We start from the raw sequence: 11626 nt of genomic DNA, 5'->3' as shown, positions 1-11626 counted from the left end.
GAGCATACGGAGCGGTTCCGACATCCTCAACGGAGTTTGCCGATTGGTCACCCGCCGCTCACCGGATCATGGCCATTGGTCGATGCTCCCGGGGGGTCACTGCTCAGGCGCGCGGAAAGCAGTGCGCGGATGCGCTCCCTCCGGAGTCCATTCGAGCGGCGACGCCGGCTCTGATGGCGACATCGGATCAGGCGGACGCCGCGCCCGCAGCCTCTTCGAACTCTTCGACCTCGCGCTCCCAGGCGTCTTTCGCCAGGCGGTACCAGAGGTAGAACGCGAAGCCGGCGAAGATGGCCCACTCGACCGCGTAGAAGATGTTGAGCCAGTTCACCGGGGACTGCTCCTCCGGCGCCGGCGAGGAGATGTCGGCCAGACCTGCGGCCCCCGACGTCGACGCGAGATACGGGCGGTACACATCGAGCTGCTCGACGTCGTGCCAGCGGCTCAGGAGAGCCGCCGTCGACATCCGGTCGATCCGGTCGGGGTCGTCACGCGGCGGCAGTGCCGGCCCCTCGTCGGAGATGATGCGACCCGTCACCTCCACGGTGGATCCGTCGGCTTCCGCGGCGAGCGCGGCGAGCGCGGCATCGGCGCTCTCTCGGTCGGCTGCCCAGCCGACCGCCACGGCGATCGAGGTGCGATCGGCGACGCGCAGCTGACCCGTCACCCAGAACCCCTCGACGTCGTCATTGAACCGGCCGGAAACGACCAGGAAGTCGTCGGCGATCCAGGTTCCCGAGGTCTCGACGCGCTGACCGACCAGCGGCTCCGGCAGGTACTCCCCCGGCTCGACCACGTCGGTCAGCGGGCGCACCTGCTCGGTCGCCCCTGCGGGCGGCGGATCGGTCTCGATGGCGCGCTCCAGTTGCCATTGACCGAGCCAGGCGAACACCGCGGCGACGATCAGGCACAGCACCAGCATGCCGATCCATCGTCCCCGGAGCATGACCTCGCGAAGGGTCGGTGGGAACAGCTGCGGAGTCGTCACGGTGCGCGCAGTGCCTCAGGCCTCGTACGGCGCGAGCACGACCTCGACCCGCTGGAACTCCTTGAGGTCGGAGTACCCGGTGGTCGCCATGGACTTGCGCAGCGCGCCGATCAGGTTCGCCGTGCCGTCGGCGACCGGGGCCGGGCCGTAGAGGATCTCCTCGAGGGTGCCGATGCCGCCGACCTCGACGCGACGCCCACGGGGAAGCTTCGCGTGGTGCGCCTCGGGGCCCCAGTGGAAGCCGCGCCCCGGCGCGTCGGTGGCGCGAGCGAGCGCGACACCGAGCATCACGGCATCCGCTCCCATGGCGAGAGCCTTGACGATGTCGCCGGACGTGCCGACTCCACCGTCGGCGATGACGTGCACGTAACGGCCGCCCGACTCGTCGAGGTAGTCGCGACGCGCGGCGGCGACATCGGAGACCGCCGTGGCCATCGGCGCATGGATGCCGAGGGTCGCGCGCGTCGTCGACGCGGCCCCTCCGCCGAAGCCGACGAGCACGCCGGCCGCTCCGGTGCGCATGAGATGCAGTGCCGCCGTGTACGTCGCCGCGCCGCCCACGATGACGGGGACGTCGAGGTCGTAGATGAACTTCTTGAGGTTGAGCGGCTCGGCGACGCTCGACACGTGCTCGGCCGAGACCGTCGTGCCGCGGATCACGAACAGGTCGACGCCGGCCGCGGCGACCGTGTCGTAGAACTCCTGGGTGCGCTGCGGGGTGAGGGAGCCGGCGACCGTGACCCCCGCCTCACGAACCTCCGCGATGCGGCGGGTGATGAGTTCCGGCTTGATGGGCTCGGAGTACAGCTGCTGCATGCGCACGGTCGCTTCGTGCTCGTCGAGACCCGCGATCTCCGCGAGGAGAGGTTCCGGGTTCTCGTAACGCGTCCACAGCCCCTCGAGATCGAGGACGCCGAGTCCGCCCAGCTGGCCGAGCATGATCGCGGTCTGCGGGCTCACGACCGAGTCCATCGGCGCACCGAGCACGGGGATGTCGAATCCGAACGCATCGATGGTCCAGGCGGTCGAGACATCTTCGGGGTTGCGCGTGCGACGCGACGGCACCACCGCGATGTCATCGAAGGTGTACGCGCGACGGGCGCGCTTTCCTCGGCCGAGCTCGATCTCCATGGTCACCCGTCCAGCCTACCCGGCGCTCAAGACGTCCTGCGGCTGGGAGACTGGAACGAGAAGCGGAGGAACCATGGAGACGGATGCCGTGGACGTCGCCGTCGTCGGCGGCGGAGTGATGGGTCTCGCGACCGCCTGGGAGTTGACGCGGCGGGGGCTCCGACCGGTCGTGCTGGAGCAGTTCGCGCGCGGTCATCACCAGGGTGCCTCCCACGGGGCGACCCGTAACTTCAACAACGCCTACGCCGAGGAGCACTATCTCGACCTTCTGATGCGCTCCCGCGAGGGCTGGGACACCCTCGGGCCTGTGGACGGCGAGCCCCTGCTGCGCCTGCACGGGCTGGTGACACACGGTCGGCTCGACGTCGCCGCGGTGCGGGATCGTCTGGTCGCGCGCGGCATCGCCGCCGAGCTCCTCACGGCGACGGGTGCCGCAACCCGATGGCCGGGCATGCGATTCGAAGGTGTCGTCCTGTGGTCGTCGGATGCCGGGGTCATCCGCGCGTCCGACGCGCTCCGCGCGCTGGAACAGCGCATCATCGCGGGCGGTGGCGAAGTGCGCTGGCGCACGCCGGTGGCGCACATCGGCGAGGACGCGAAGGGCGTCGTCCTCGCCCTCGCGAACGGAAGCCGAGTGCACGCCGACACCGCGGTCGTGACAGCGGGCGCGTGGAGTTCCGAACTTCTCGGTCGGTTCGGGCTGCCTCGGCTCACCGTCACAGAGGAGACGCCGGCGCACTTCCGCCCCGGCACGGATTCCCCCTGGCCGTCGTTCAACCACTACGTGGATCCGGACCGCCATCCTGCCACCGTGTACGGGATGCCGACACCCGGCGAAGGCGTGAAGGTGGGATTCCACGGGGTCGGAGACCAGGTCGATCCGGACGGGCGCCCGCACCGCGCGACGCATCAGCAGGCTTTGAGCGAATATGTGCGGGAGTGGCTGCCAGGACTCGACGCGGCATCCGCGGTCCCGATCAGCTGCACCTACACGTCGACCGACGATGGCACGTTCGTGCTGGATCGGCGAGGACGGACCGTCGTCGGTGCCGGCTTCTCCGGTCACGGCTTCAAATTCGCCACCGGCATCGGCGCCGTCCTCGCCGACCTGGCCCTCGACCCTGGTGCGCGCGCGGCGGAGCCGTTCCGCCTGTCCTGACGCCTCGCCGCGCCCTCCCCTCAGGGAACGCTCAGCGCGCCCGCACCACCCGCCGTTCGTCCCACACCGGGGCGTCGGACTCGTAGACGTCGCCGTCCGACCCGAAGACCAGGAACCGGTCGAAGGAGCGCGCGAACCACCGGTCGTGGGTGACGGCGAGAACCGTCCCCGCGTAGCGCACCAGCGCATCCTCCAGGGCTTCCGCCGACTCCAGGTCGAGGTTGTCCGTCGGTTCGTCGAGCAGCAGCAGCGTCGCTCCGGACAGTTCCAGCAGCAGCACCTGGAACCGCGCCTGCTGTCCCCCCGAGAGAGACTCGAAGGTCTGCTTCGACTGGCGCACCAGACCGTAGCGGTCCAGTGCCGAGCTCGCCGCATCCCGCGGCATCCCGTCGCGTCGGTCATCACCGCGATGCAGGATGTCGAGGAGCGAACGCCCGACGAACTCCGGATGCGCGTGCGTCTGCGCGAACAACCCCGGAACGATGCGCGCGCCGAGGGTCGCTCTGCCGGTGTGCGGCACGTCGCTCACCTGCTCAGCGGCCGAGGTGACGTGCCCGAGGGTGGGATCCGGATCGCTGCCCCCACGAGCCAGCAGCCGCAGGAAGTGCGACTTGCCTGACCCGTTGGAGCCGAGGACGGCGACCCGGTCGCCGTACCAGATCTCGGCGTCGAAAGGCCGCATGAGCCCGGTCAGCTCGAGAGCAGACGCCACGACGGCACGTTTGCCGGTGCGGGCGCCGCGCAACCGCATGTCGAAGTCCTGAGCCGGCGGGCGTTCTTCAGGCGGCCCCGCTTCCTGGAACTTCCGCAGACGTGTCTGCGCCGCCTGGTACCGCGAAGCGAAGCCGTCGTTCGCCGATGCCTTCACCTTCAGGTTCGCCACGAGGGTGCGCAGCTTCTCGTGCTGTTCGTCCCAGCGCCGCCGAAGCTCGTCGAGCCGATCCATCCGGTCGGCACGCGCCTGGTGATACGTCGCAAAACCGCCGCCGTGCACCCACGCCGTCGAGCCGGCACCACCGGGCTCGAGCGTGATCAGGCGGTCGGCGGCACGGGCGAGAAGTTCGCGGTCGTGAGACACGAGAAGCACGGTCTTCGACGTCTCCCGGAGCCGCTCCTCGAGCCACCGCTTCGCCGGGACGTCGAGGTAGTTGTCCGGCTCGTCGAGCAGCAGCACCTCGTCAGGCCCCCGCAACAGAGCCTCGAGCGCCAGTCGCTTCTGCTCACCGCCGGACAATGACGTCAGTTCGCGGAACCTCGCCCGTTCGAACGGCACGCCCAACGCGCTCACCGTGCACTGATCCCAGACGGTCTGGTGCTCGTAGCCCCCGGCATCCGCATACTCCGTGATCGCCGAGGCGTACGCCATCTGCGTATCGTTCTCGTCTCTCTCGATCAGCGCGTTCTCGGCGACCTCGAGCGCCACGGCTGCGGCCCGAACGCGTGCAGGGGAGACACCCACCAGCAGGTCGTGCACCGTCTGGCCGGGCTCACCGTGCCCCACGAACTGGTCCATCACACCCAACCCGCCGTCGATGGTCACGACGCCGGACTCGGCTGCCTGATCGCCACGGATGATCCGCAGCAGAGTCGTCTTTCCTGCGCCGTTCGGGCCGATCAGAGCGCTCGTCGAACCCGCGCCCACCCGGAACGTCGCCTCGTCGAGAAGCGGTCTGCCGTCCGGCAGCGTCAGCGCCACTCCGGAAACATCGATGTATCCCACGGTGCGTGGCCGTCCTTCCGCCCGCACAGCGAGCCGACCAGGCTATCAGATGGCGCAGCGTTGGATGACGCGTTCTCAGTCCGCGCGGCTCAGCGTCCTCAGCGTCTCGGTCTTCGGCGCAGACGGCAGCACGAAGCGGAACTCGGTGCCCACGCCTTCCTTGCTGGTCACATCCATCGTGCCGCCGTGGGCGAGGACGATCGCACGGGTGATGGTGAGGCCCAGCCCCACGCCGGGAACCGCGTTCCTGGTCGCCGTGGAGGCCCGGAAGAAACGGGTGAACAGCATCCCCTGCTCGTCTTCGGGGATGCCGACGCCCGTGTCGCGCACCGAGAGCTCCACCCCGCCGTCGACGATCCGGGCGCGAGCGGTGACACGCCCCCCGCGCGGGGTGAACTTGATCGCGTTCGACAGCAGGTTGTCGAGGGCCTGGCCGATACGGTTCGCGTCGAGGAGGAGCCGGATGGAGTCGGCGTCGACCTCGGCCGATATCTCGATGCCCCCGCGCTGCGCATGCGGCCCCGAAGAGGCGACGGCGGCACGGACGAGTTCGGCCACATCGGCCTCCGCGCGATCCAGCGGAAAGCGACCGGATTCGACCTGCGCGGTGAAGAGCAGGTCGCCGACGAGGGTGAGCAGGCGCTGCGCGTTGCGCTCGATGATTCCCACGAACTCCTGCTGCTCGTCGGTGAGCGGCTGCGCCGGGTCGTTCTGCAGCAGGTCGAGGAAGCCGATGATGGCACTCAGCGGGGTCCGCAGCTCATGGGAGATCATCCCGACGAACTCGTCCTTCATCCGCGCGACCTCGACCGCCTTGCTCTCGTCGGTCACCACCAGCAGGTATCCCTGCTGGGTACCGGAACCGTCTCGATACGGATTCACCGTCACCCGGGACGGCACGGGGGTGCCGGAAGCCGTCACCACATCGACATCGCTCTCCGCGGTCTCCTCGTCGTCCGCGCCGGCGAAGAGGGCCCGCAGCCCCGGCGGCAGGTCCGCGTCGAGCGCGCTGAGCTGCTCCTGGGTGCAGTCGCTCGCCAGAGCGACCAACGAGGACTCGGAGAAGAACCGGTCGACGCGCACGTCGTTCAGCGCCTCTGCGGAGGAGAGGCCCAGCAGCCGCTCCGCCCCGGGGTTCCATGCCGTGATCACGCCGTGCCGGTTGGTCGCGATGACCGCCTGGGCCGTGATCGACGACCACAGACCCTCGTAGGACTCCACGAGAGACCGGTACTGATGCTCTTTCTCGCGCAGTTGCACGATCATCTTGACGTTGTCGGCGAGTGCGGCCGTGCGCTCCCCCACGAGTTCCTCCGCCTGTTCCGCCCGCTCGCGCTGCTGGCGGGACAGCTCGTTGACGACCGCGGCGACGGCGGCGAACACGAGGGGGGCGACGACACCGCGCAGCCAGGCGACCCAGTTGCCGGGAGGATCCGCGAAATACGGCATGAGCAGCGCGAGAGAGGTCAACCCGCCCACGACGAAGACGTAGCGGATGCCCGGAGCCGCCGCGATCCACACGGCGGGCAGCAGCACGAAAGAGGAGAAGAGCGAGGCCGCTCCGCCCGTTCCTGCGCGGAACAGACCGAGCCCCACGATGTCGATCATCGGGATGAGGAGTACGACCCATCCGTCGTACACGTGCCGAGCGCTCAACACTGCGGCCTGGACGGTCGCGAGCAGCACGATGACGATCCCCGCGGCAGCGGCACCGAAATGAGTGAAAGGCAGATCCGCATTCCACCACGTCAGCAGTGCGGCGAGGATGGTGGCGATGACCGTGGGAGACTGCTTGACCAACGGGCTCGGGTTGTCGAAGGTCCGGTACCACCGGCTCCCTGCACGATCGAGCGGAGTCGCCCTCACCGCGGCACCCCCGCGATGATGGCGTGCAGGTGCGCACCGATGATGGGCTTCGGCAACGCGGCATCCGCGGGCGGGTAGTCCGCAGCGTCGAAGACCGAGCTGATGATGAGGAAGCACCCGGGGAATCGCTTCTGCACCAGGCGTGCGCATTCCTGACCCGAGATCCCCGGCAGAAGGAGGTCGAGGACGGCGACGACGGGATCGATCTCGGGGAAGGCGGCGATCGCGGATTCCGCGTCGACGGCGACGAACACGTCGAAACCCTCGCGTTCCAGATAGCGACGCAGCAGCGCCGCCTGGTCTGCCGCATCCTCGACGACGAGGGCCAGTGGCCGACCGGTCATCGGAGGAGAAGCTCTCTCACGACGACGACCACGACGACCACGGCCAGCGACAACAGCGCCTGCGGGATCAGACGCCGCTCGCGCCGCGCATCCGTGGCGATCTCGTCGACCTCGGCTTTCTCCGATGGTGCCTGAGTCATGAGTCGACCCGTCCGATCTTCTCGGTCTTGATCCAAGAGGCGTCGGCTCGGCGCCACTCCTTGATGTAGGAATCAACCGTGATGGCGCACAGCAGCGAGCCGAAGCCGCAGATGTAGAGCAGCAGTCCGGCGAAGAAACGCCCGCCGGGAAGCGATTCGATGGCCCGCGCGAGCCAGATTCCGAGCAACGAGATCGGTCCCCAGCTGTAGAAGAGCACAGCCCACAGGAACCGTGTGTCGTCTGTCACCGCGAGCCCGAGTTGCGCCAGGCCCTGCTCGAAGATCCACGGGAACAGGGCGATGGCCATCAGGATCAGCGCGCCGAGCCCCGGGAACATGAGTGCTTCCCGCCAGGACTGCCGCCCGATGCGAGGGTCCAGCTGCACGGCGTAGATCATCGAGTAGAGATACACGCACGCCGCGAAGATCCACATGAAGCGGAAGACGAACTCGGCGATGTCGCTGTGCAGGAGGAGAAGGGTGAGCATGGCTGCGGAGGCGAGCACCATGAAGACAGGAAGAAGCAGGATCGTGAACCACGCCAGCCCGAACGACACGCTGCCCAGATTGTGCGTGCGACTCGGGCGGAACCAGAGTCGCCGGTAGATCGAGGTCAACTGCACGTTGCCGCGCGCCCAACGCAGCCGCTGCTTCCAGAGGCTGTCGATCGTGCGCGGTTCTTCGGCGCCGACGACCGCGTGCGGCTCGAAGACCATCCGCCGCCCCTTGAGCTGCCCCTCGAACGTGGTCATCGTGTCTTCGGCCAGGGTGCCGGTGGGAATGCGTCCGCCGATCGCCTCGAGGTTCGCGCGCGAATGCAGCTGTGCCCCGCCGGCGAGGCAGGCGATCGCTCCCCCGACGTTCTGCGTTCGACGGGCGGAGAGCTGACCGATCACGTACTCGATGGCGATGAACCGCGTGAGGTAGTTGCGGTCCCGGCTGGCTTCGGGGATGTACGCGGTGACGGCGCCGACCTTCTCATCGGCGAGGTGACGGCTGAGCTTGCGCAGCGAATCCCGGGCGAAGATGACATCGGCGTCCATGATGAGCACCGCCTCCGTCCACGCATCCGCGAGCACCACGTCGAGTCCATGGTTGAGGGTGTGGGCCTTGCCCTCGCCGCCCTTGTCCCGCCGGAGGTGCACGACCCGGCCGGGGTGTGCAGCCGCCTTCGACAGGACGACCGCCGGGGTGTCATCGGTCGAGGCGTCGTCCACGACGAACACTCGGAGCCGGTCGACCGGGTACTCGAGCTGCAGCAGCCGCTCGATCGCGGCACCGATGACGAGCCCTTCGTTCCAGGCGGGGATGATGACGGCGACGTTCGGGTGATAGGGCGCCGCCTCCGCGTAGTGATTGCGGAAAGCGTGGAGAGGCAGCATGAGGAACTGCCACGCGGTGTTGATGACGGGCAGGGTCCCGATGAAGACGCACAGGAGCAGGAAGACGACCAGCACGGTCTCCAGCCAGGTGAGGTCAGCCATGGGCGGCCTCTTCGGCGGCCAGCAGCGCGGTCACCCGGCTGTACCGCCCGACGTCGGACGCCACATGGCTGTCGGTCGACGCGACGATCTCGGCTCCGGCTCTGCGCAGAGCGGCGAGCGCCCCGAGATCCGGGCAGCCCCATTTCTCGTTCACCTCGACGAGCGTGTCGGTCTCTGCTGCCGCACGCGCCCAGGCGTCGATGCGTTGATCCCCGAGAGCGTCCTCCGACAGACCGATCTTCGGCAGGATGGAGAAGCAGTGCGCGAGCTGATTCCCCGGGTGCCGACGCATCGAGGCGATCAGCGCGGAGACCAGCATGTCGAGGACGTCATCGGCTGCCCAGCCGTCGGCGATGCGTCCGCGCACGGCCGTCGGGCCGAGGGGCCCGTCCGCAGCGGGGAACTGATGGTCGGCGATGAGGATGCGGTCGATGCCCTCGGGAAGCGGGGGGATGTCCAACTCACCGGATGCATCGAGGATCTTCGCTTCGACGCCGGTGAGCACCCGGAGCCCGTCGGGCACGACCAGTCCGCGCACGGCAGCGAGATACTCCGGGACCCAGGTGGTGCTCCCGCGGACGTGGTCCACCAGGCGCACCGTGTGCAGACCGACGCCCGCGGCGGCCGCGACGTTCTCGGCGAGAGTCGAGACGGCATCGTCCGAGAAGGACGAGTGCACATGGTGGTCGCCCCGCAGAGCCGGATGGCTCACTGCTCCTCCTGATGTCCGGCGTGTTCCGAGACGAGCAGCTCGTCGACCTCGACGATCACGTCCTCCAGGAACCGCACGGACGCGACCTCACGGAAGGGGATCCGAGCCGGGATCTCGCGACCGAGGAACAGGTCGGCGACCAGAGACGGGATGTCCACGCCTGCGGCGATCGTCAGGGGAAGCGCACCGGGGAAGCGCGGATTGACTTCGAGCAGCACTGCTCGTCCCGCTCGGTCGCGGCGCAACTGCACGTTCGCCACGCCGACCAGGCCGATCGCCCGGGCGATGGCCGCCGCGGTCTCTTCGAGTTCGGGGTCGCGCACGGTGCGTCCGGCGATCGCGACGCCGGAATCGACGCGGGCGCGTGTGCGCGGGACGGCGGCGACGACGTTCCCGTCGGCATCGGCGATGACGTCGACCGAATACTCCTCGCCGGGCAGGTAGTCCTGCACGATGAGGTCTTCGTCGGTGGGCAGCGCTTCGAGAGCTGCGCGGTCGGGAACCAGGCGGATGCCGCGGCTGCCGGCCCCCTGGCGCGGCTTGGCGAAGGCCGGGAACTCCCACTCGATGTCGAGCGCGGCGGGTCCGGCCAGGACCGTCCGCGGGGTGCGGCCCGTGGGAGCGCATCGTTGGGCGAGCGCGAGCTTGTCGAGCGCCGTGTGCAGAGTCTCTGACGGCGGCGCCGCCAGCACGGCCGGCGCGAGCTCGTCTCGACGATCGGCGAGGGCGATGAGTTCGACGTCGACCGTCGAGATGACGAGATCGAGGTCGTCCTCCACCACCATCCGGGCGATCGCCGGAACGAAGTCCGTATCCCGCCCGGGAGGCACGAGTCGCCGCTGCGACGGAGGAACGAGATAGATGCCGCTGGCCCAGCCGTCCATGTCGGCGGCGAACACGGTCAGGTCCGCCCGGTTCAGCAGTGAGCGGATCACGGCCACACCTGCGGGTCCGCCGGCACCGGTAACCAGAACGCGCGTCATCATCAGCTCTCCCGTCGTGTGAGTTCGTGCGCGCCGACGAACTCTGCCGTCTCGCGCACCACTTCCAGGGGTTCGACCGCCTGACCGCCGCCGAACCGGGACCAGTACCGAGCCGTCGCCGTGACGAAGTCCGGCGAGAGGTAGTCGCGGGTTCCGGTCTGGGTGCTGAACCGTTCCAGGAGTCGGAGCTTGTCGTCGAGATAGTGATCGATCCGCACAAAGCGCGTCGGGCGGAAGTCGATCGTCGACGACGGGCTCTGGTAGCAGGCCACGGTCCCCACCCGACGCGTCGCGACGATGGTGGCCTCGCTCACGGCTCGGTGGTCCTGGTGGCGGTCGTTGTGGGAATGCGTGTAGACGATGGTCGGCTGGATCTCCTGCACGACTTCCTCGATGAGGCGGACGGTCGCGCCGCCGCCGGAGATCTCCGTGTCGACCAGATCCTTCACGAACAGTCGCGCTCCAAGCATCTCGGCCGTCGCCAGCGATTCGCTCTGCCTGCTGTCGGCATCGCCGCCGCGCGCTCCGCGCGACAGCGTGAGGATGGTGATCTCGTCCTCGGCGTGGGCATGGGCGGCGAGAAGCCCTCCGACGCCGATCTCGACGTCGTCCGGGTGCGCGCCGATCGCCAAGACGCTCTCCTTCGGGCGCGCCGCTTCGCGACGGCGACGCCCTTCTTCGGCGAGCCGCGTGACGGCCTCGACCAGTTTCGCGTTGTCGAGCGGTTTGGTGAGGAACTCGTCGGCCTGTGCGCGCAGCGCCGAGACGGCGTAATCGACAGAGACGTGGGCCGTCATGACGATCACCGGGATGTTCGGCGCGGTGCGCCGCAGCTCGGCAAGCAGCTCGAGGCCGCTGAGCCCGGGCATCTCGATATCGGTGACGACGACGTCGGGGCGCACTTCCGCCATGCGGGCGATCGCGGCGTTGCCGTCTTCGGCGACGTCGACGATGCAGCCGGCCCGTCGTTCGAGGACCGTCTTCACCAGCAGCGCGACATCAGGGTCGTCGTCGACGACGAGAACGCGAGGGGTTGCCTCAGGCATGTACGGCTCTTCCTTGGGGAGGTTCCCTGCTGACGGGGATCAGCGTCGCGTCC

11 protein-coding genes are annotated in these 11626 nt (G+C 68.8%); 1 reads left to right on the top strand and 10 read right to left on the bottom strand.

Going from position 1 to position 11626, the window contains the following annotated elements:
- Positions 1 to 187 precede the first annotated feature (187 nt).
- Entirely contained in the window at positions 188 to 946 is a 759-nt protein-coding gene (locus D7252_RS10225; RefSeq protein ID WP_120776903.1) for an SURF1 family protein, read from the bottom strand.
- Positions 947 to 1003: 57 nt separating this feature from the next.
- Positions 1004 to 2119, bottom strand: coding sequence for a GuaB3 family IMP dehydrogenase-related protein (locus D7252_RS10220; protein ID WP_120775296.1), 1116 nt, complete (start codon positions 2117 to 2119; stop codon positions 1004 to 1006).
- 73 nt (positions 2120 to 2192) lie between these two features.
- On the opposite strand from D7252_RS10220, the gene D7252_RS10215 reads away from it, so the two are divergent.
- Entirely contained in the window at positions 2193 to 3278 is a 1086-nt protein-coding gene (locus D7252_RS10215; protein WP_120775295.1) for an FAD-dependent oxidoreductase, read from the top strand.
- A gap of 31 nt (positions 3279 to 3309) precedes the next feature.
- Here D7252_RS10215 and D7252_RS10210 read toward each other — a convergent pair whose 3' ends face one another.
- From D7252_RS10210 to D7252_RS10180, 8 genes are all read right to left on the bottom strand, one after another.
- Positions 3310 to 4998, bottom strand: coding sequence for an ABC-F family ATP-binding cassette domain-containing protein (locus tag D7252_RS10210; protein ID WP_120775294.1), 1689 nt, complete (start codon positions 4996 to 4998; stop codon positions 3310 to 3312).
- A 75-nt stretch (positions 4999 to 5073) separates the two neighbouring features.
- Positions 5074 to 6864: an ATP-binding protein gene (locus tag D7252_RS10205; protein ID WP_120775293.1), complete on the bottom strand. Its 1791-nt coding sequence runs from the start codon at positions 6862 to 6864 to the stop codon at positions 5074 to 5076.
- Positions 6861 to 7208, bottom strand: coding sequence for a response regulator (locus D7252_RS10200; RefSeq protein WP_120775292.1), 348 nt, complete (start codon positions 7206 to 7208; stop codon positions 6861 to 6863). Before D7252_RS10200 ends, D7252_RS10205 begins: the two co-directional genes overlap by 4 nt.
- On the bottom strand, positions 7205 to 7348 hold the full coding sequence (locus D7252_RS20065) for a hypothetical protein (protein ID WP_183055260.1): 144 nt from the start codon (positions 7346 to 7348) through the stop codon (positions 7205 to 7207). Before D7252_RS20065 ends, D7252_RS10200 begins: the two co-directional genes overlap by 4 nt.
- Entirely contained in the window at positions 7345 to 8832 is a 1488-nt protein-coding gene (locus D7252_RS10195) for a glycosyltransferase (protein WP_120775291.1), read from the bottom strand. Before D7252_RS10195 ends, D7252_RS20065 begins: the two co-directional genes overlap by 4 nt.
- Positions 8825 to 9544 carry a PHP domain-containing protein gene (locus tag D7252_RS10190; RefSeq protein WP_120775290.1) on the bottom strand — a complete coding sequence of 240 codons (720 nt, stop codon included), beginning with the start codon at positions 9542 to 9544 and terminating at the stop codon, positions 8825 to 8827. The genes D7252_RS10195 and D7252_RS10190 overlap by 8 nt, the downstream gene beginning before the upstream one ends.
- A complete protein-coding gene (locus tag D7252_RS10185; RefSeq protein ID WP_120775289.1) occupies positions 9541 to 10530 on the bottom strand; it encodes an ATP-grasp domain-containing protein in 990 nt (329 codons plus the stop codon). Before D7252_RS10185 ends, D7252_RS10190 begins: the two co-directional genes overlap by 4 nt.
- A complete protein-coding gene (locus D7252_RS10180; protein ID WP_120775288.1) occupies positions 10530 to 11573 on the bottom strand; it encodes a response regulator in 1044 nt (347 codons plus the stop codon). Before D7252_RS10180 ends, D7252_RS10185 begins: the two co-directional genes overlap by 1 nt.
- Between the last annotated feature and the right edge of the window lie 53 nt (positions 11574 to 11626).

It is taken from the genome of Microbacterium sp. CGR2 (genome assembly GCF_003626735.1).
Lineage (GTDB): Bacteria > Actinomycetota > Actinomycetes > Actinomycetales > Microbacteriaceae > Microbacterium.
The sequence above is the reverse complement of the archived record's forward strand: the minus strand, read 5'-3'. Positions and strand labels throughout refer to the sequence as shown.

Bases quoted from the DNA above. Each gene is read 5' to 3' on its own strand.
- D7252_RS10225 (WP_120776903.1), bottom strand. From the start codon at position 946: ATGCTCCGGGGACGATGGATCGGCATGCTGGTGCTGTGCCTGATCGTC.
- D7252_RS10220 (WP_120775296.1), bottom strand. From the start codon at position 2,119: ATGGAGATCGAGCTCGGCCGAGGAAAGCGCGCCCGTCGCGCGTACACC.
- D7252_RS10215 (WP_120775295.1), top strand. From the start codon at position 2,193: ATGGAGACGGATGCCGTGGACGTCGCCGTCGTCGGCGGCGGAGTGATG.
- D7252_RS10200 (WP_120775292.1), bottom strand. From the start codon at position 7,208: ATGACCGGTCGGCCACTGGCCCTCGTCGTCGAGGATGCGGCAGACCAG.
- D7252_RS20065 (WP_183055260.1), bottom strand. From the start codon at position 7,348: ATGACTCAGGCACCATCGGAGAAAGCCGAGGTCGACGAGATCGCCACG.
- D7252_RS10195 (WP_120775291.1), bottom strand. From the start codon at position 8,832: ATGGCTGACCTCACCTGGCTGGAGACCGTGCTGGTCGTCTTCCTGCTC.
- D7252_RS10185 (WP_120775289.1), bottom strand. From the start codon at position 10,530: ATGATGACGCGCGTTCTGGTTACCGGTGCCGGCGGACCCGCAGGTGTG.
- D7252_RS10180 (WP_120775288.1), bottom strand. From the start codon at position 11,573: ATGCCTGAGGCAACCCCTCGCGTTCTCGTCGTCGACGACGACCCTGAT.